The sequence below is a fragment of the Bosea sp. PAMC 26642 genome, from assembly GCF_001562255.1.
GTDB lineage: Bacteria > Pseudomonadota > Alphaproteobacteria > Rhizobiales > Beijerinckiaceae > Allobosea.
Genome location: NZ_CP014301.1, coordinates 2,366,803 through 2,385,971 on the forward strand (window position 1 = coordinate 2,366,803; position 19,169 = coordinate 2,385,971).

19 protein-coding genes are annotated in these 19,169 nt (G+C 65.4%); 12 read left to right on the forward strand and 7 right to left on the reverse strand.

Translation table 11 applies throughout. The features are described from left to right. The gene (locus tag AXW83_RS11270) at positions 1–1,449 is read right to left on the reverse strand and encodes a DUF1800 domain-containing protein (protein WP_066613467.1); all 1,449 of its coding nucleotides are present in this window, start codon (positions 1,447–1,449) and stop codon (positions 1–3) included. A gap of 212 nt (positions 1,450–1,661) precedes the next feature. Next, positions 1,662–2,453 carry a DUF4394 domain-containing protein gene (locus tag AXW83_RS11275; RefSeq protein WP_066620333.1) on the reverse strand — a complete coding sequence of 264 codons (792 nt, stop codon included), beginning with the start codon at positions 2,451–2,453 and terminating at the stop codon, positions 1,662–1,664. A gap of 204 nt (positions 2,454–2,657) precedes the next feature. Here AXW83_RS11275 and AXW83_RS11280 point away from each other — a divergent pair, with 204 nt between their 5' ends. After that, positions 2,658–3,221 (forward strand): sigma-70 family RNA polymerase sigma factor, encoded by a 564-nt coding sequence (locus tag AXW83_RS11280; RefSeq protein WP_066613470.1) that lies wholly within the window; start codon positions 2,658–2,660, stop codon positions 3,219–3,221. After that, positions 3,218–4,000 (forward strand): anti-sigma factor, encoded by a 783-nt coding sequence (locus tag AXW83_RS11285; protein ID WP_066613473.1) that lies wholly within the window; start codon positions 3,218–3,220, stop codon positions 3,998–4,000. The genes AXW83_RS11280 and AXW83_RS11285 overlap by 4 nt, the downstream gene beginning before the upstream one ends. A gap of 94 nt (positions 4,001–4,094) precedes the next feature. On the opposite strand, the gene AXW83_RS11290 is transcribed toward AXW83_RS11285, so the two are convergent. The 4 genes from AXW83_RS11290 to AXW83_RS11305 form a co-directional block, all read right to left on the reverse strand. After that, positions 4,095–4,274 (reverse strand): hypothetical protein, encoded by a 180-nt coding sequence (locus tag AXW83_RS11290; RefSeq protein ID WP_066613476.1) that lies wholly within the window; start codon positions 4,272–4,274, stop codon positions 4,095–4,097. A gap of 27 nt (positions 4,275–4,301) precedes the next feature. Beyond that, a complete protein-coding gene (locus AXW83_RS11295; protein WP_066613478.1) occupies positions 4,302–5,393 on the reverse strand; it encodes an ATP-dependent DNA helicase in 1,092 nt (363 codons plus the stop codon). A 67-nt stretch (positions 5,394–5,460) separates the two neighbouring features. Continuing rightward, the gene (dapB, locus tag AXW83_RS11300) at positions 5,461–6,264 is read right to left on the reverse strand and encodes a 4-hydroxy-tetrahydrodipicolinate reductase (protein WP_066613487.1); all 804 of its coding nucleotides are present in this window, start codon (positions 6,262–6,264) and stop codon (positions 5,461–5,463) included. A gap of 79 nt (positions 6,265–6,343) precedes the next feature. Further along, positions 6,344–7,039 (reverse strand): SDR family oxidoreductase, encoded by a 696-nt coding sequence (locus tag AXW83_RS11305; protein ID WP_066613491.1) that lies wholly within the window; start codon positions 7,037–7,039, stop codon positions 6,344–6,346. A gap of 267 nt (positions 7,040–7,306) precedes the next feature. On the opposite strand from AXW83_RS11305, the gene AXW83_RS11310 reads away from it, so the two are divergent. Together AXW83_RS11310 and AXW83_RS11315 are read left to right on the forward strand one after the other, a co-directional pair. After that, positions 7,307–7,534: a type II toxin-antitoxin system RelE/ParE family toxin gene (locus tag AXW83_RS11310; RefSeq protein ID WP_236841882.1), complete on the forward strand. Its 228-nt coding sequence runs from the start codon at positions 7,307–7,309 to the stop codon at positions 7,532–7,534. Further along, on the forward strand, positions 7,531–7,833 hold the full coding sequence (locus tag AXW83_RS11315; protein WP_066613503.1) for a helix-turn-helix domain-containing protein: 303 nt from the start codon (positions 7,531–7,533) through the stop codon (positions 7,831–7,833). The genes AXW83_RS11310 and AXW83_RS11315 overlap by 4 nt, the downstream gene beginning before the upstream one ends. Positions 7,834–7,842: 9 nt before the next feature. Here the strand turns inward: AXW83_RS11315 and AXW83_RS11320 are convergent, their stop codons facing one another. After that, positions 7,843–11,442, reverse strand: coding sequence for a hydantoinase B/oxoprolinase family protein (locus AXW83_RS11320; RefSeq protein ID WP_066613505.1), 3,600 nt, complete (start codon positions 11,440–11,442; stop codon positions 7,843–7,845). Positions 11,443–11,691: 249 nt separating this feature from the next. Here AXW83_RS11320 and AXW83_RS11325 point away from each other — a divergent pair, with 249 nt between their 5' ends. The 8 genes from AXW83_RS11325 (at position 11,692) to AXW83_RS11365 (ending at position 19,130) form a co-directional block, all read left to right on the forward strand. Then, complete coding sequence (locus tag AXW83_RS11325) at positions 11,692–12,240, forward strand: TRAP transporter small permease (protein ID WP_066613506.1); 549 nt, start codon at positions 11,692–11,694, stop codon at positions 12,238–12,240. 4 nt (positions 12,241–12,244) lie between these two features. Then, the gene (locus AXW83_RS11330; protein WP_066613507.1) at positions 12,245–13,555 is read left to right on the forward strand and encodes a TRAP transporter large permease; all 1,311 of its coding nucleotides are present in this window, start codon (positions 12,245–12,247) and stop codon (positions 13,553–13,555) included. Positions 13,556–13,586: 31 nt separating this feature from the next. After that, positions 13,587–14,582 (forward strand): TRAP transporter substrate-binding protein, encoded by a 996-nt coding sequence (locus AXW83_RS11335; RefSeq protein WP_066613508.1) that lies wholly within the window; start codon positions 13,587–13,589, stop codon positions 14,580–14,582. A gap of 215 nt (positions 14,583–14,797) precedes the next feature. After that, positions 14,798–15,325, forward strand: a complete 528-nt coding sequence (locus tag AXW83_RS11340) for a winged helix DNA-binding protein (RefSeq protein ID WP_442855233.1) — start codon at positions 14,798–14,800, stop codon at positions 15,323–15,325. A gap of 858 nt (positions 15,326–16,183) precedes the next feature. Continuing rightward, positions 16,184–16,639, forward strand: a complete 456-nt coding sequence (locus tag AXW83_RS11350) for a MarR family winged helix-turn-helix transcriptional regulator (RefSeq protein WP_066613514.1) — start codon at positions 16,184–16,186, stop codon at positions 16,637–16,639. A 32-nt stretch (positions 16,640–16,671) separates the two neighbouring features. Then, on the forward strand, positions 16,672–17,079 hold the full coding sequence (locus tag AXW83_RS11355; protein WP_066613517.1) for a DUF1398 domain-containing protein: 408 nt from the start codon (positions 16,672–16,674) through the stop codon (positions 17,077–17,079). 21 nt (positions 17,080–17,100) lie between these two features. Beyond that, the gene (locus AXW83_RS11360) at positions 17,101–17,646 is read left to right on the forward strand and encodes a hypothetical protein (protein ID WP_066613520.1); all 546 of its coding nucleotides are present in this window, start codon (positions 17,101–17,103) and stop codon (positions 17,644–17,646) included. Positions 17,647–17,753: 107 nt separating this feature from the next. After that, on the forward strand, positions 17,754–19,130 hold the full coding sequence (locus AXW83_RS11365) for an IS1182 family transposase (protein WP_066613522.1): 1,377 nt from the start codon (positions 17,754–17,756) through the stop codon (positions 19,128–19,130). Positions 19,131–19,169 lie beyond the last annotated feature (39 nt).

A 19,169-nucleotide genomic window follows, 5' to 3' on the forward strand; every position in this document is an offset into this window, starting at 1 on the left:
TCACCTCCGCTGGAATTCGGGCGACATCAGCAGCAGCGCCAGCGCCTGCGGCTTGCTCTCGGCCCGCGCGACCGCAGCCCGCGTCTCGGCCGAGGCGAGCGGCCCCAGAATCTCCTCGGTCAGCGCCCGCGGGTCGGGCACGCTGCCGGCCGCCTGCCGGCCCCATCCGGCGGCGACGTCGATCCGGGTCTTGATCCCTTCGGCCGAGGCCCAGGCATCGTTGCTGTCGGGATAGCCGTTGGGGCCGCCCGGCTGCCAGAAGGGCTGCCCCATCGCCGTCAGCGGCCCGACCACCTGGCCGAAATCGGGCTTGCGCCCCAAGGCGCGACAGGACGCAAGCAGGAAATCCTGCGGCGTCCGGATCTTGGTCGGCGGCGCGGACCAGGCCTCGTTGGATTGCAGCAGCGCCAACGAGACGGCCGCGAGATCGCCGTCCGTTTCGCGAAACACACTCTCCAGCCTGCCGACCACCGCTGACGGAGGCTCGTCCGCCACGAAGGCCCGCGCCAGCTTCAGCGCGATGAAGCGGGCCGTCGCGGGATGCCGCGCGAGGTCGCCCAATGCCGCCAGACCCTGCGCCTTGCCCGGCTGCTCGTAGCGCTTGTCGAGCAAAGGCTGCGGACCGGGCTCGTGCAGCCCGGCATTGAAGGCGAAGGAACCGGGAAAGCCGAGCACGGCCTCGCGCCCGACCACGGTCCAGCCGGTGATGATGCGGGCGAGATTGGTGACGTCGGCCTGGGCATAACCGCCCGAGACGCCGAGCGTATGCAACTCCAGAATCTCGCGCGCCAGATTCTCGTTCAGCCCGCGCCCGCGCCGCTTCCCGGCCGGCGATCCCGGTCCAATCGAAAGCCGGTTGTCGAGGAAGTCGAGCATCGCCGGATGGCTCTCGGCGGCGACCAGCATGTCCTCGAACCGTCCGAAGACATGCGGGCGGATCGCCTCGCGCTCATAGGCGCCGGCCATGATCCGGGTCATGTTGCTCTTGGTCGCGCCGATGCAGAAATGGTTGGACCAGAACTGCACCATCCGCTCGCCAAAGCCCGTCTCGGCATCGAGCGCCAGCCGCGTCCGCGCCATGACCTCGTCGCGATAGGTCCGATAGGGCAGAGCGGGCTGGTTGGGCGCCTTGGCGGGCTGCGCCATCTGGTTCTGGTTCGCCGCAGGTGGTGCGGCAGCGACCTGCACGGGCTGCCCCGGAAGAGCCGCGACCCGCCTCGCCTCGCGCTCGACGCGCTCCTGATCCTCGAAAGCGTAGAGCGCAGCGCCCGTCTCGGCCGCACCGGAGAAGGGCACGCCGGACGGCTGGGCGACCCCGCCCGGCCTGACCTCGGCGATCAGGATTTCCCGGGCACGCTCGACGATCTCGGCAGGCTGCCCCAGCCGAAAGCCGAGCCCGAAGCGCTGGAGGCCCACTCTGTTGGCACGAAGATCAGCAGGGCTTGCCATGCAAAGCTCTCCGAAAGCGGTCGAACGCGGATAGACGGCTTCGAAGTGGCACGACAACTATGGCGAAAAACCGAACCGGAAAGCGGCAATTGGCGCTATCGTCGAAAAGCACGGCGGGACGAGGGTGGATTACGCTACGAAATCAAAAGAATTGGGCCGCCGCCCTTTGCAAGGCGACGGCCCTCCCGACAGGTTAGCAGATCGTCTCGGACTTAGGACGCCGGGAGCGCCGCGACATCACGCACCGACGCCTTCAGCCCGGTAATCTTGCCAACCATCGAGGCCTTTCCGGTGGCGAGGTCGACCTTGTGCAGCGCACGGTCGGCCACGAGCCATCCGGTATTCGATCCGTCGGCGCCCGCCTCGATGTCGAAGGCGATCGCCTTCGGCATCACGCCGAGCTTGCCGACGGCGCCAAGGACGCCGTCATTGGGCGGAGCCTGCTTGATCAGGCCCCCGATCTTTGAGTCGATGTCGTAGAGCGCGGTTTCCTTCGTGCCCTTGACGGAATTCGTGTAGGCGCCGGCCACGATCATCGGCATCTCGCCCTTGTGCATGTCGGCCTCGGCGAATTTCAGCTTGCCGTCGACGGTGGTCTTGCCGTCGTCGACATTGACCCGCAGGTTGGTGCCGTCGGAGCCGATCACGCGCAGCCGATCCGCGGCCGGGTTGAAGTCGACCGTCGCAATGGCGCTCTTGTCGAGCACGGTGTCCATCTTCGACTTCATCGTCGCCTTGCCGACGGAGTCGACCATGTAGATCGTGCCGTCGGTGCCGAGCGCATAGAGCATGCCGTCGGCGGGACGGACGTCGATCCCGGCGATCTTGCCGGTGATGCCCGTGACCTTCATCGACTTGCCGGCCTTCATCGTGCCGGTATCGATCATGGTCAGCGTGTTGTCGCCGCTGAGTGCAGCCAACATGCCGGCCTGTGCGGCGAGCGGGGCGGCGGCAAGGCCAAGCACGGTCGAGCTTAGCAATGCGATGCGGGTTGTCCGGGTCATGGCCTGTTCCTCCTGTTGATTGTCTGGATGCAGGGTGGGCCACATTGTCGGCCTCCGCATTCTTCAGGGGGTAACGTGGCCGGCGGCTTGCGGATGCGTCGCAAAAAATAAAAAATCCTGCTGCATCCGCAGCTTCGCAAGCCATGTAACAAGGTGCTGGCCTGCGCTCGGACGGACGCCGAGCCGGACAGGGAGAGACCAGGGATGGCGAGCGACGCCACGCAGCCGGCGAAGGCAAAAGAAATCGAATCCGCGCTGCTTGCCTGTGCCTCCGGCGATAAATCGGCGCTCCGGCGCATCTACGATGCCGAGTCGCCGCGTATGCTTGGTGTGGCGCAGCGTCTTCTGAAGCGTCGCGCCGTGGCTGAGGAGGCCGTGCAGGATGCCTTCGTGCTGATCTGGCGGCACGCGGCGCGCTTCGATCCGGAGCGCGGCAGCGGTCTGACCTGGATTTACGCGATCCTGCGCAACCGCTCGCTCTCGATCCTGCGGGACGAGAAGCGCACGGAAACAAGTGACACCCCCGTCGCCGAGGAAACGGCGAGCGAAGAGGACGATCCCGAGACGGTCATGTCGAAGCTGTCCGACGCCAAGGCCCTGCGCGCCTGCCTGGAAACGCTTCCAGCCCAGAGGCGTGGCATCGTGCTGCTCGCCTTCGTCCAGGGCCTGACGCATGGCGAGATCGCGGGGCGACTGCAGATGCCGATCGGCACCGTGAAATCCTGGATCCGCCGCTCGCTGATGACGCTCAAGGAGTGCCTCGGATGAGCCCGACCGCAGACATGCCCCTGACGCCCAACGAGCGCGACGGCCTCGCAGGCGAATATGTGCTGGGCCTGATCGAAGGCAGCGACCTCGTCGCCTTCGTGCGGCGGCTCGAGAGCGACCGCCCGCTCATTGAGGCCGTCGAGCGCTGGCGCGGCCATTTCGCTGCGATCGATGCGACAGCGACACCGATCCCGCCCTCTCCCGGTCTGTGGCCGCGCATCGAATCCGACATCGCGGCCATCGCCCAGACAGCCGCGCGCGCGCCTGCGGCCCGTGCGCCCGCAGGCACCCGCCCCGCACCGGCCAAAGCCGGCGCGACCGGCTCCGTGCTGGCCGGCTGGTGGGACAGTCTCCTGGTCTGGCGCGGCGCGGCGCTCGCCGGCGCGCTGGCCGCCATCATCCTCGCGATCGGCCTCGTCGGCGCACTCGACCGCGCGAAGCGCCAGCCCGTCATGGTCGCCGTGCTGCTGACCGAGGCGAGCATCGCGGCGGCCGTCGTCAACACCTTCGCCGATGGCCGGGTCGAGATGGTGCCGCTGCAGAACATCGCGGTGCCCGAGGGCAAGGCGCTGGAAATCTGGACGCTGTGGGACCGCGCCGTGGGGCCGCGCTCCGTCGGCCTGATCGACCGCGCCCGCACCACGCCGCTCAGGCTCGACCAGCTCCCGCTCGGCCGCGACCAGCTCTTCGAGATCACCATCGAGGATTCGAAAGGCTCGCCGACCGGCCGCCCGACAGGACCGATCGTGGCGAAGGGAACGACGTCGCAGGCGTTGTGAGGAAAAAGGCTTCCGTCATCCCGGACAAGCGGCGAAGCCGTGCCGATCCGGGATCCATCATAAGGCGACGGCCAGCCTTATGATGGATCCCGGGTCAAGCCCGGGATGACGGCGCGGGGGTGACCGAGGTCTGGCGATCCAAGAGATCATCATAAGCCGCCGCATCGGCGGCGCTGCGCCATTCGCAGAACAACGATTCTACGAGCCGCAGATAAACGGCGTCTTCGGCATCAATCGGCTCGCCACCCGCTTCGCTTTCATCCGGCTCCGACATCGTCACCTCCGCGCGAAGACGACCTTATCACACCACCACCGTAATCATCTCCGCAGCCCGCGTCAGCCCCGTGTAAAGCCACCGCGCCCGGTGCTCGCGAAACGCGAAAGCTTCGTCGAACAGAACGATGTCGTTCCATTGCGAGCCCTGCGCCTTGTGGACCGTCAGAGCGTAGCCGAAGGTGAACTCGTCGGTGTGCTTGCGCAGCTCCCAGGGCACTTCGTCCTCCGTCCCGTCGAAGAAATTCGGCAGCACCGAGACCTTGACGGGCTTGGCGGCCGTGTCGTCCTCCGGCGTCACGCGCATCGTGACGAGGCCCTTCTTCGAAGTCTTGAGCTCCTGCACGATCCATGATCCGCCGTTGAGCAGACCCTTGCTCTTGTCGTTGCGCAGGCAGACCAGCTTCTCGCCCGCCACCGGCACGGTCTCGGTCCGGCCCATCAGCTGGCGCATGCGGGCATTGTAGCTGCGCCGCGTCTTGTTCATCCCGACGAGAACCTGGTCGGCACCGAGCACGATCTCGGGCGTGATCGCATCGCGCCTGATCACCCTGCTCTGGCCGTATTCGCCGACATCGAGCCGCCCGCCCTCGCGGATGATCATCGACATCCGCACGATCGGGTTGTCGGCCGCCTGCCGGTGCACCTCGGTCAGCATCACGTCGGGCTCGGCTTCGGTGAAGAAGCCGCCGCCCTTAACCGGCGGCAGCTGGGCCGGATCGCCCAGCACCAGCACCGGCGTCCCGAACGAGAGCAAATCCTTGCCGAGGTCCTCGTCGACCATCGAGCATTCGTCGATGATGATCAGCTTGGCCTTGGCGGCCGTGCTCTCGCGGTTGAGCACGAAGGTCGGGCTTTCCTCCTCGACGCCGCGCGAGCGGTAGATCAGCGAATGGATCGTCTGCGCGCCCGTACAGCCCTTGTTGCGCAGCACGAGAGCGGCCTTGCCCGTGAAGGCCGCGAAGACGACGTCGCCATCGACCGCCTCGGCGATATGGCGCGCCAGCGTCGTCTTGCCCGTGCCGGCATAGCCGAACAGCCGGAACACCTGCGGCTTGCCGCCCTGGAGCCAGCGCGCGACGGACGTCAGCGCCGCGTCCTGCTGCGGAGACCAGTTCATCGATGGGTACGGAGCGTGAACATATTCGGCCACAAAGCCGCAAACCGCGGCCCGTTGCAAGCCGTTTTCATGCCATCAGGCTGTCGAGCCCGCGCCGCAGGCCGGTCTGGTCGGAGACCCGCCGCGCTGCCAGCAGCGTCCCGCCGACATAAGGCGCAGCCGAACTGCCGGCATCGTGCCGGATCACCAGCCGCTCGTCGGGCAGGCCGAACACCGCCTCGCAGGACAGGACGAAGCCCGGCATCCGCACCGAATGCACCTGAACGGGATGGGGCGCGCCGATCGCGCCTCCCCGCGTCTCCCTGACGCCGCCGAGTTCGGCGACAGGCTTGGAGGTCGCCGCCATCCGCTCGACCGCGAGCGTCTCGGCGAGTTCGCGCCCGGTGCCCGACGGCGTGTCGGGCTTGAAGGGATAGGCATAATCGATGATCTCGACATCGGGCACATACTTCACCGCCTCGCGGGCGAAACGCCGCAGCAGCGTCGCCGTGATCGAGAAATTCCCGGCGGCGAGCACGCCGACGCCGGCCGACTTCGCCGCCGCATCGATCTCGGCATAATCCTCGCCCATCATGCCCGACGCCCCGACAACGACATGGCGCCCGCCGGCGATGGCGCCAAGCACATTGGCCTTCACGCTGTCAGGCTTGGTGTAGTCGATCACCACATCCGACGGCACGAAAAGCGCCTCGGCCATGGTCGGGAACACCGGCAGCCCGTTGGCCGGCAGCCCAGCCGCCTCGCCGAGATCGCGCCCAGCCGCCTTGCGCGAGATGCCCGCGACGAGTTCGAGATCGGGCGCGTCGGAAATCGCGGCGACGAGCGCCTTGCCGACCCAGCCGGTGCAGCCGGCGAGCGTGATGCGGATCATGGGAGGCTCCTGAGGACGATGGGGTCAAACGATTAGGACGGGGGCGCGACGCGGTCCATCCGCCTTGGGCGCATGTCGGCTACCAGGGAATCGTCTCGCCATTCCAGGTCCGGAAACTGTTAGTATCGGCCATCCCGGAGGCGTCGATCGTCGCGATCAGCCCGGAGGCACTTTGCGCCGGCGTAATGTCGGCGCCGACGCCGCCCATGTCGGTCTTCACCCAGCCGGGATGAAACAGCAGCACGCTGACGCCGCGTTCGCGCACGGCGTTGCCGAACACGACCATCGTCATGTTGACCGCCGCCTTCGACGAACGATAGGGCAACGAGCCGGAGGGGTTCAGTCCGATCGAGCCCATGCGGCTGGTGATCGTCGCGATCTTGCGGCCTGAACCGGCCTCGACATTGGGCAGGAACGCCTGCGCGACACGCAGCGGCGCATAGACATTGACCTCGAAGACCTCGCGCCACATCGCAAAATCCATCGCCAGCGCCGTTTCGTCGCCACGCACACCGAGAACGCCGGCATTGTTCAGAAGAACATCGATCGGCTTGCCGGCGAGTGCCGCCTTCGCAGCCGCCACGCTTTCGTCCGAGGTCACGTCGAGTTCGAGCGGGATCAGAGCAGCCGGATGCTCGGCCGCGAGTTCCGCCAGCACACCGCCGTAAGGGTTGCGCGCGGCGGCAACGACATGCTCGCCCTTGCGCAGCAGTTCCATGGTCAGCGCCAGCCCGATGCCGCGATTGGCGCCGGTGATCATCCAGGTTTGGGGCATGGGGTATCTCCGTTATGGAGGCTCGAGCTAGGGTGTCGCAGGCCCCGAAGCCATAGGGCACAGCCGCAAGCAAAGCATGGCACACATGTTCTGGCGCGGGACAGAAGACGCCCTCTTGTGATTTTTGACGAATATGTCAAAATCCACAGATGAGAGACACGCGGCCGATATCGTGGATCAAGGCCGCACGGAAGGATTTTCTGGATTTCCCTGAGGCGGCCCAGCGCGATGCTTCTGCGGGCGCTGACGGTTGCGGCCGAGGGCGGCATGGCCGGCATCGCAAAGCCGCTTCACCGCCTCGGCAGCGGCATCTTCGAGATTGCGTTGCGCTCACGCGGAGATGCGTTCCGCGTGGTTTACGCCGTAAAGATTGGCGACGCATTATGGGTCGTCCACGCGTTCCAGAAGAAATCGACCTCCGGCATCAAGACGTCGAGAGCGGATATCGATCTCATACTCGACCGGCTGAAACGACTGAAGGATATGCTGCCATGAGTGACGACATCGAACTGGATCATGGCAGCGGCAATGTCTTCCGCGATCTTGGCTCGCCTGATGCCGATCTCGAACAGGCAAGGGCGCTGCTTGCCGCGAAGATCATCGCCGTACTCGATGACAACAAGCTCGGCGTTCAGGCGGCGGCAACGCTGACCGGCGTGGCGGCGTCGGAATTCTCGCGCATCCGCAACGTCAAGCTCGACCGCTTTACCATCGACCGCATGATCACGATTCTGGGCAAGCTAGGTCAGCAGGTGGAGGTTTCTATCTCCGTACGACCGCGCAAGGCAGCCTGAACTCTACGTTCACCCCTCCGCCTTGCCATACCCCCCGGCCGTCGGCGTGATCACCGTCACGGCCTCGCCCGCCTGCAGCAGCGTCTGGTCCGAGGGCTTCAGTTCCTCGACTGCGCCCGAGAGCCGCCGCACCAGCGTCTTGCCGACCTGCCCCGGCTCGCCACCCTTCATGCCGAAGGGACGGACCTTGCGGTGTGAGGCCAGGATCGCGCAGTCCATCGTCTTGGCGAAGCGGATCGTGCGGCTGGTGCCGTCGCCGGCGTTCCACTGCCCCTTGCCGCCCGAGCCGGCGCGGATGTGAAAATCCTCCAGCACGACGGGGAAGCGTGTCTCCAGGATCTCGGGATCGGTCAGGCGCGAATTCGTCATGTGGACATGCACGCCCGAGGTGCCGTGGAACCCCGGCCCCGCCGGAGAGCCCGAGCAGATCGTCTCGTAATACTGGTATTCGTCGTTGCCGAAGGTCAGGTTGTTCATCGTCCCTTGCGAGGACGACATGGCTTCGAGCGCGCCAAACAGCGTGTTCGTCACCGCTTGGCTGACCTCGACATTGCCCGCGACCACGGCGGCGGGATAGCGCGGCGCCAGCATCGAGCCCTCGGGAATGACGATTCTGATCGGCCGCAGGCAGCCGGCATTCATCGGGATAGCGTCGTCGACCATCACCCGGAAGACATAGAGCACGGCCGCTCGCGTCACCGGCGCAGGCGCGTTGAAATTGTCCTCGCGCTGCGGCGAAGTCCCGGTGAAATCGACGGTCGCCTCACGCCTGTCGCGGTCGATCGTGATCCTGACCTTGATCGCGCAGCCCTGGTCCATCGGATAGGTGAACTCGCAATCATGCAGGCGGGTCAGCAGCCGCGCCACGCTCTCGGCGGCATTGTCCTGGACATGGCCCATATAGGCCTGCACCACCGGCAGCCCGAAGGATGCGATCATCTTGCGCAGTTCGGCGACGCCCTTCTCGTTGGCCGCGATCTGCGCCTTCAGGTCGTTGACGTTTTGCACGACGTTGCGGACCGGATAGCGCGCGCCCGTCAGCAGCGCGACGAGTTCGTCCTCGCAGAAGCGGCCCTGATCGACGATCTTGAAGTTGTCGATATAGACCCCCTCCTCCTCGATATGCGTCGCCAGCGGCGACATCGAGCCCGGCGCGACGCCGCCGACATCGGCATGGTGGCCGCGGCTGGCGACCCAGAACAGGATCGTCTCGTTGGCCTCGTCGAAGACCGGGGTGCAGACCGTGATGTCGGGCAGATGCGTGCCGCCATTATAGGGCGCGTTCAGGCAGTAGACGTCGCCGGGGCGGATCACCGCGTTGTTGGCGATCACCGTCTCGACCGACTTGTCCATCGAGCCGAGATGCACCGGCATATGCGGCGCGTTCGCCACCAGCGCAGCGGTCTGGTCGAAGACGGCGCAGGAGAAGTCGAGCCGCTCCTTGATGTTCACCGAATAGGCAGTGTTCTGCAGCGTCACGCCCATCTGCTCGGCGATCGACATGAACAGGTTGTTGAAGATCTCCAGCATCACCGGATCGGCCCTGGTGCCGATCGCGGAATTCTGGACCAGCGCCCTGGAGCGTACCAGCACGAGATGGTCCTTGGGCGTCAGCTTCGCCGACCAGCCATCCTCGACCACGACGGTCTGGTTGGGCTCGATGATGATGGCCGGCCCCGCGATCTGCTGGCCGGGCGAGATCGCCTCGCGCCGCACCACGGCCGCCTCGTGCCACTGGCCTTTCGAGAACAGGCGCGTGCGCTCGGCCGCCGCCGGCTCGCCGGCGTTTTCGGGCGCGGAGGCCTCCTCGAACTTCGCGCCGCCGCCGATGGCCTCGACCTCGACCGCCTCGACGACCAGCGCCTTGGTCTCGTCCATGAAGCCGAAGCGCGCCTTGTGCGCGGCCTGGAAGGCGTCGCGCATCGCATCCGTCGTCCCCGCCGCGATCGCGATCGCGGTATCCGTCCCGGCATAGCGGATATGGGCGCGGGTCAGGACCGTGATCTCGGCTTCGGGCACACCCTGCCCCGTCAATTCGGCGCGGGTCTCGGCAGCGAGCCTGTCAGACACGGTCGCGATAGCGGCCGGCGCTCCTTCGTCGAGGGCGGCATCCAGCGCCGCCGTCCGCGTCGAGCGGATTTCGGCGAGCCCCATGCCATAGGCGGAAAGCAGCCCGGAGAACGGGTGCAGCAGCACCGTCTTGATGCCGAGCGCATCGGCCACCAGACAGGCATGTTGCCCGCCCGCGCCGCCGAAGGAATTCAGCGCATAGCGGGTGATGTCGTAGCCGCGCTGCACGGAAATCTTCTTGATCGCCTCGGCCATGTTGGCGACCGCGATCTGGATGAAGCCGTCGGCGACCTCTTCCGGCGAGCGCCCGTCGCCGACCTCTGCGGCCAGCGCCGCGAACTTCTGGCGCACGGTCTCGACATCGAGCGGCTGGTCGCGGGTCTCGCCAAAGATCGGCGGAAAATAGGCCGGGATCAGCTTGCCGACCATGACGTTGGCGTCGGTCACCGCGAGCGGCCCGCCGCGGCGATAGGCTGCCGGCCCCGGATTGGCTCCGGCGGAATCCGGCCCGACCCGGAAGCGTGCGCCGTCATAATGCAGAATGGACCCACCACCGGCCGCCACCGTGTGGATCAGCATCATCGGGGCGCGCATCCTGACGCCTGCCACCTCCGTCTCGAAGGCGCGCTCGTACTCGCCGTCGAAATGCGCCACATCGGTCGAGGTGCCGCCCATGTCGAAGCCGATGACCTTGTCGAACCCGGCCGAGCGGCCGGTCTCGGCCAGGCCGACGACACCGCCGGCCGGACCCGACAGGATCGCGTCCTTGCCCTGGAACAACTCGGCGGCGGTCAGACCGCCCGATGACATCATGAACATCAGGCGTACGCCCGTACGGGCGATGTCGAGTTCCTCCGAGACCTGCGCGACATAGCGGCTCAGGATCGGCGACAGATAGGCATCGACCACGGCCGTATCGCCGCGCCCGACCAGCTTGATCAGCGGCGAGACCTCATGACTGACCGAGACCTGCGGGAAGCCGATCTCGCGCGCGATGCGGGCTGCGACCTGCTCATGGGCGGGATAGCGATAGGCATGCATGAACACGATCGCGACCGCCCGGAAACCGGCCTCGTACTGCGCCTGCAGATCGGCCCGGATCGCCGCCTCGTCGGGCGCGCGCTCGACCGCGCCATCGGCCAGGACGCGCTCATCGACCTCGACGACCGCATCGTAGAGCTGCTCGGGCTTGATGATCTCCTTGGCGAAGATGTCGGGCCGGGCCTGGTAGCCGATCCGCAGCGCGTCGCGAAAACCTTTGGTGATGACCAGCAGCGTGCGGTCGCCCTTGCGCTCCAGCAGCGCGTTGGTCGCGACCGTCGTGCCCATGCGGACCTCGTCCACGAGCCCGGCCGGGATCGCCTCGCCCGCCTTCAGCCCGAGATGGTCGCGGATGCCCTGTACGGCCGCGTCGCGATAGGCACCGGGATTCTCCGACAGGAGCTTTCTGGCATGGAGCTTGCCAGAGGGATCGCGGCCGATCACGTCGGTGAAGGTGCCGCCACGGTCGATCCAGAAATCCCAGCGACCCGTCGTCATGAAAGCCTCCCCCGTCAAGACCGGCCGAGCCAAAAGCTCACCGACGTTTCATCGATAAATTGTCGATGAAACGTTGACAAGCGGATTTCGCCGGGTAGGTTCGATTGTGACCGGAACATGGCTGAGGGGCCGGGCCGGTCAAGAGGAGGATGCGATGAGCGGATCAGTCTTGGCTATGGCGGTACTCCGTCATTGCGAGCGCAGAGAAGCAATCCAGAGCCGCGCAATGACGGCATCCGGAGCCCAGTCATGATCCGCCGCAGCCTCGACGCGCTCTATCTCTGGGCCGGCTACGCGGCGGGCGCCTTCCTCGTCATCATCTTCGTGCTGATGATGAGCCTGTCGCTCGGCCGCGAGGTCGGCTTCAACATTCCCGCCGGCGACGATTTCGCTTCCTGGTGCATGGCGGCGATGGCGTTCCTCGGCCTCGCCCACACCTTCAAATCCGGCGACATGATCCGCGTCGGCCTCCTGATCGACCGCTTCCAGGGCCGCACGCGCTGGGTCTTCGAGGTCTTCTCGCTGGTGCTGGGTCTCGGCTTCGTCGGCTTCTTCGCCTGGCACGCCGTCGTCATGACCTGGCAGTCCTACGCCTTCAACGACGTCGCCGGCGGCGTCGTGGCGATGCCGATGTGGATCCCGCAGCTCGGCTATTCCGGCGGTCTCGTGATCCTATTCATCGCCTTCGTCGACGAGTTCGTCCATGTCGTGTTGCGCGGCCAGCCGCCCCGCTACGAGAAGCCGCCCGCGCAATCCGACGAGGAAATCGTCGAGCGTGCCATGGCGAGCGGAGTCTGACGTCATGGCGATGATCGAAATCTCGGGGCTTCTGCTCCTCCTGCTGATCGTCTTCCTCGCCGGCGGCGTCTGGATCGCCATCTCGCTGATGGCATGCGGCTGGGTCGCGATGCAGTTCGTCGCGGGCGGCATCCCGGCGGGCTCCGTGCTCGCCACCACGATATGGGGCAACAGCGCCTCCTGGACGCTGGCAGCCCTGCCGCTCTTCATCTGGATGGGCGAAATCCTCTACCGGACGAAACTCTCCGAGGAGATGTTCCGCGGCCTCGCCCCGTGGCTCAATTGGCTTCCCGGCCGACTGATGCATGTCAACGTGCTCGCATGCGGCATCTTCGGCTCGGTTTCGGGCTCGTCGGCGGCGACCTGCGCCACCGTCGCCAAGATCGCCCTGCCCGAACTCAAGAAGCGCGGCTATGACGAGAAGCTGGCGCTCGGCTCGCTCGCAGGCGCTGGCACGCTCGGCATCTTGATCCCGCCTTCGATCACCATGGTGGTCTATGCGGTCGCCGCCAACGTCTCGATCATCCAGATATTCCTCGCCGGTTTCCTGCCCGGCCTGCTCGTGATGGTGCTCTATTCCGGTTACATCGCGATCTGGCACATCCTGAACCCCGACAAGGCGCCGCCGCCCGAGCCCGCCATGTCTTTCCGCATGAAGCTGCAGGAATCGGCGCAGCTGATTCCCTGCATGCTCTTGATCGCACTCGTCTTTCTGTCGCTGCTGCTGGGGTGGGCGACCGCGACCGAATGCGCCGCCTGGGGCGTTCTGGGCTCCTTCGGCATCGCCTGGTGGTCGGGCACGCTCACGAAAGAGGCCTTCTGGCAGAGCGTGATGGGCACGACCCGGATCACCTGCATGATCATGCTGATCCTCGCCGGCGCCTCCTTCATGTCGACCTCGATGGCCTATACCGGCATCCCGCTGGCACTCGCCGCCTGGGTCGACGGTCTGCACCTCTCGCCCTATGCGCTGATCGCGGCGCTGACGGTGATGTATATCATCCTGGGCACAGCGCTCGACGGCATCTCGATGATCGTGCTGACCACCGCGATCGTCATCCCGATGATCAAGACCGCCGGCTTCGATCTCGTCTGGTTCGGCATCTTCCTCGTCCTGATCGTCGAAATGGCCGAGGTCTCGCCGCCGGTCGGCTTCAACCTCTTCGTGCTGCAGACCATGTCGGGCAAGGATTCCAACACGGTCGCGCTCGCCGCCCTGCCCTTCTTTTTTCTGCTGGTCGCCGCCGTCGCGATCATTACGATCTTCCCGCAGATCGTGATGATCCTTCCGGAGATGGCCTTTCCGCCGCAATAGACGACATCAAAAACAGGGAACGGAGAAAAACATGACGCGCACCGATTTCATCAAGAGCCTCCTCGCCATCGGCGTCGCCGCCGGGACCCTGGCGCTCGCCACCACCGGCGCCAGCGCCCAGACCAAATGGAACCTGCCCGCCGCCTACCCGGCCGACAATCCCCACAGTGAAAACCTCGCCGCCTTCGCCAAGGACGTCGAGGCCGCGACGGGCGGCAAGCTCTCGATCACCGTCCATGCCGGCGCCTCGCTGTTCAAGGCGCCCGAGATCAAGCGCGCCGTCCAGACCGGGCAGGCCCAGATGGGCGAGGTCCTGATGTCGATCCATGAGAACGAGGACCCGGTCTACGGCATCGACGTCGTGCCCTTCCTCGCCGCCTCCTTCGCGGAATCGAAGAAGCTCTATGCGGCCTCGAAGGCGGCCGTGGAAAAGAAGCTCGACGCGCAGGGTGTCAAGCTGCTGTTCATGGTCCCCTGGGCGCCGCAGGGCGTCTACGCCAAAAAGGACATCAACACGGTCGAGGACATGAAGGGGCTGAAATGGCGCTCCTACAATGTCGGCACCACGCGGCTGGGCGAACTGCTCGGCATGCAATCGGTCACCATCCAGGCCGCGGAACTGCCGCAGGCGCTGGCGACCGGCGTCGTCAACTCCTTCATGTCGTCGGGCGGCACGGGCTATGATTCGAAGGTCTGGGAGTCGCTGACGCATTTCTACGACACCAAGGCCTGGATCCCCAAGAATGCGACCTTCGTCAACAAGGCCGCCTTCGAGGCGCTCGACGCTCCGACCAAGGACGCGATCCTGAAGTCCGCCGCCACGGCCGAGGAGCGCGGCTGGAAGATGTGGGAGGAGAAGGCCGGCTGGTATCTCGACCAGCTCAAGGCCAAGGGCATGAAGGTCCAGGCGCCGAGCCCCGAGCTCGCTGCCGGCTTCAAGAAGGCCGGCGAGACCCTGACCGCCGACTGGCTGAAGAAGGCCGGCGCCGACGGCCAGGCCATCGTGGATGCCTACAAGAAGATGTGAGGTCTCAAGGGATCTATCCCTTGGGATGAAGGCGCGGGGAACCCCCTCCCGGAGGGAGAGGGCAGGGTGAGGGGTCGGACGTTCTCCGCAAGGGGCGTGACCTCACCGCAGCATTCCTAAATTCGGCGCCTCACTGGTCACACGTCCTTCACCTCACCCCTGCCCCTCTCCTTACAGGAGAGGGGTTCTTCCAGCGCCTCACTCGGATTGCGAAGGTGCCTGTGTCTCCGACAAATAACGACCTCGGCCCGATCGTCTCCTCCGGCCATCTCGCCTCGGGCGCGATGCCGGCTCTGTCGGAGTTCGAGTTCGCGTTGAGCATGACGGTCCATGCCTTCCACCGCTGGGCGGTGCGCTGCATGGCGGTCGCCGGCCTGCCCGATCTCTCGCCGCTCGACGTGCTGGTGCTGCACAACGTCAACCATCGCGGCAAGCCAAAGCGCCTCGCCGACATCTGCCTCGTCCTCAACATCGAGGACACCCATGTCGTGAACTACTCGCTGAAGAAGCTCGAGCGCCTGAAGCTGCTGAAGGGCGGCCGCAAGGGCAAGGAGAAGACCGTCGCGGTGACTCAAGGAGGCGAGGAGGCCTGCCGGGCCTATGCCCGCATCCGCGAGCAGCTTCTGGTCAAATCCGTGCTCGGAACCGGCACCGACCCCGCCCGCCTCTCCGAAATCGCCGCGATGATGCGCTCGCTCTCGGGCCATTACGACCAGGCGGCAAGGGCGGCGGCGAGCCTGTAGCGCCGCCGCCTCTTCCCTTCTCCCGGATGGGAGAAGGTGGCGCAGAGCGCCGGATGAGGGCCTGCCACCGGGCCAGAATGCGCAACGGCGCCGTCGCGTTTCAGCCACCAGCGGCGGCCCCTCACCCCTGCCCATCTCACTGAACTCGGGCCTGCCCGAGTTCAGCATTCGGAGTGTCTAAGTCGGGTATACCCGACTTAGAGGCGGGAGAGGGGTTCTTCCAGCGCCACACGCGGCAAACGCCGCACGAAAAACCCCGCCGGCGACGCCGCGAGGGTTTTCCGCTGAACCCGGAGGGATGCGCGGGACGATTGGGGCGTCGCAGTCGACGGCTGCGAGCCGATGTCGAAGTCGAGCCGATGTCGAGCAGCGTCAAAGGCCGCCCCGACCGTCCCGCGCGCGGTTCTCTGGGGGTCCGTCATCGCCAATTGAGGTCGGGCATGACCGGGATTGCTGAAGGCCCAGGCGACGAACGGCACCTCCATGGTCATCGACCCGTGACGGCCGCGACCATGAACACCGCAACTCCGCCCGGCCGCACGACACCTCGCGACAGCCCCCTTGGTCGGGCGGAATGGGGGGAGAATAGGGGCGGGTCGGAGTGCCGGGGATTACATTGTGGCTTGGCTATTCTGACGCGCTGGATTTGCGGCAGGATAGCCCGGCGCGAGCCCGGCCAGCCTCGCGCCGGGCAGCGGGCGGACATTCGCACCTGATTTATGCGCCACAGATAACCTTGATATCGCTCGCGTTTCCCGATGATGCAAAAAACTTGATTTATGAACCCAGACAAGCCAAACAAACAGTTGACTAGGAAACTTTTACATTATAATTGACTAGTCAACCAATGAGTGTGCCATGCCCCCGGACGTTCCAGAATTGACCGCTCACCTTGGCTACTGGCTGCGGCACGTTTCCAACCACGTGTCGCACGCCTTTGCGCGCAAGCTCGCCGCCAAGGACGTGACCGTCGCGGAATGGGTGCTGATGCGCGTACTCTACGGCAGGGAGCCGACATCGCCCAGCCAGGTGGCTGACGACATGGGTATGACCCGAGGCGCGATCACGAAGCTGGCTGATCGGCTCACTGCGAAATCTCTGATCGTCCGCGAGGCCAACCCCGACGACGGGCGGTCACAGACCCTATGCCTGACGCCTCAGGGGGTGGAGCTTGTCCCCGAACTGGCGGCATTGGCAGACCGGAACGAAGCCGAATGTTTCGCCCACTTGTCTGACAGGGATCGCGATTCCCTGCATCGCATCCTGAAACTCACGGTCACCCAGCTTGGCCTTACCGCCATGCCGGTTGCCTGACGTCCGCGAACCAAAACTCAAGGAGAGCCACCATGGATACGCGCCTGACCGCAATTGCACAGACCTGCCTGGACGCCGCCGAAAACAACACCATGGCTTTCCCGCAGATCGTCGGAAAGCTGATGCAGGAAGGCTTTGAAAGCTACATGATCGACTATCGGGGGGCGACCGCGACCTACTATCTGCCGGACGGCGAGAGCGTGGCGCTGCCGACGAAGAGTCATGGCAGCGGTGCCATTGCAACTGTGTTGGATACCGTCGCCGTGCAGGCGGCCATCGAGGAGGCCCAGCAAGCAGTTCCCGGTTACACCTACGCGGGCTTCTGCGCGAAGGTCATGGCGGCCGGGTGCGCCGGTTACATCGTCTCGTTCAGCGGTCGCCGTGCGGTCTACTTCGGTCGCACCGCCGAGACCCATGTTGAGCAATTTCCGCAAACGTGAGCTGACCGAAGGATCAACACCATGCTTATCGCCTTCATGCCCTTCATCGTATTTGCGATCGTCGATCGGATATTTGGCGCAACGGCAGGACTGGTCGCCGCTGCCGCGACTTCAGTGATCCTGTTGGTGCGCGATGTCGTCCTACTCCGAAACTCTCCCAAGATCCTGGAGGTCGGCACGGCGCTCCTATTCGCCGGACTGGCCGCCTATACGATCATGGTGGGACGGACTTGGTCGGTAACCGGCGTCAGGCTTTGGGTCGATGCCGGGCTGCTTCTGATAGTTCTTGTGTCGATGATCGTCGGACGCCCGTTCACGCAACAATACGCGCGAGAGAACGTGGACCCGTCATTATGGGACAGCCCTCGGTTCATCCGCACCAACTATGTCATCACGGGTGCTTGGGCATTGGCCTTTGGCGTGATGGTGATTGCGGAACTCGTTCTGCTCTACGTGCCCGGCCTCCCGCAACAGGTCGGCGTGATTGCGATCGTGCTGGCACTCGTCGGAGCGTTTAAATTCACCGGCTGGTATCCTCAACACATCAAGAGCGTGCATAACTCTTGATTTTTGAACGAGCTTGCGGCGTCCGCTTCCGACCGATTGTGTTGAAGAAGTCGGTGTTGCTGGGGGCTTGAGGTTCTGATTCAGTCGTCGCTGCGGAGGGCGGCGCGATGATGGGCGAGCGGACGGTTGCGCAGGAGGCACTGTTCTACGAGTTCAGCCTGGAACGGCACGTCCCGGCCAATCATCTGCTGCGCGCCATTGATCGCTTTGTCGATCTGTCCGGCATTCGTGCGCATTTGCGCCCGTTCTACAGCGACACCGGCCGGCCCTCGATCGATCCCGAGTTAATGATCCGAATGCTGATCGTCGGCTACTGCTTCGGCATCCGCTCCGAGCGCAGGCTTTGCGATGAGGTCCATCTGAACCTGGCCTATCGCTGGTTCTGCCGGCTCGGCCTGGAGGGCGATGTGCCCGACCATTCCACCTTCTCGAAGAACCGGCACGGTCGCTTCCGCGATAGCGATCTGCTGCGCGAGGTCTTCGAGACGACGGTCCGGCGCTGCATGGCGGAGGGGCTGGTCGGTGGCGAGGGATTTGCGGTCGATGCCAGCCTGATCAAGGCCGATGCCAACCGCCAAAGCGGCGTGCCCGGCAAGGACGGGTTGGCACCCGAGGGCGCGAACCATGCGGTGCGCGAGTATCTGGCCGTGCTGGACGATGCCGCGTTCGGCGCAGCGACGCCGGTCGTGCCGAAGTTCATCTCGCCCGCCGACCCGGCCGCACGCTGGACGGCCGCCCATGGCGGGCAGGCCTTCTTCGCCTATGCGACGAACTATCTGATCGATCTGAAGCACGCCGTCATCATGGACGTCGAGGCGACGACGGCCGTGCGGCAGGCCGAGGTCGGCGCCGCGCGAACCATGATCGAGCGAACCCAAGACAAGTTTGGCACCTGGCCCGAGAAACTGGTCGCGGACGCCGCCTATGGCTCGGCCGAGAACCTAGCCTGGCTGGTGCACGAGCGCGGTATCGAGCCGCATATTCCGGTGTTCGACAAATCCCGACGCCGGGACGGCACCTTCAGCCGCTCCGACTTCGCCTATGATCACGATCGCGATCTCTACATCTGCCCGGACGGCAAGGAACTGCGGCAGTTCCGCCGGCCCTTCGCGGTGCCGCGCGACGGTATCGATCCCGACGGCCTCATGCGCTACCGGGCGATTAAGCGCGACTGCGACGCCTGTTCCCTGAAGCCGCAGTGCTGCCCGAAAGATCCTGCTCGCAAGATCCTCCGCTCCATCCACGAAGGCGCCCGCGACATGGCGCGCGACATCGCCGCCACCTATGCCTACGTAACTTCCCGCCGCGAGCGGAAAAAGGTCGAGATGCTGTTTGCGCACCTGAAGCGCATCCTCAAGCTCGACCGCTTGCGATTGCGAGGACCGAGTGGGGCCCGCGACGAGTTCCTCCTTGCCGCCACCGCCCAGAACCTCAGGAAAATGGCGAAACTGATGCCGGCCGGAGCACCGCCTCTGGCGGCATGAGGGCGAACGCCCTCTCAGCGATCCGTTCAGCCCCAATCG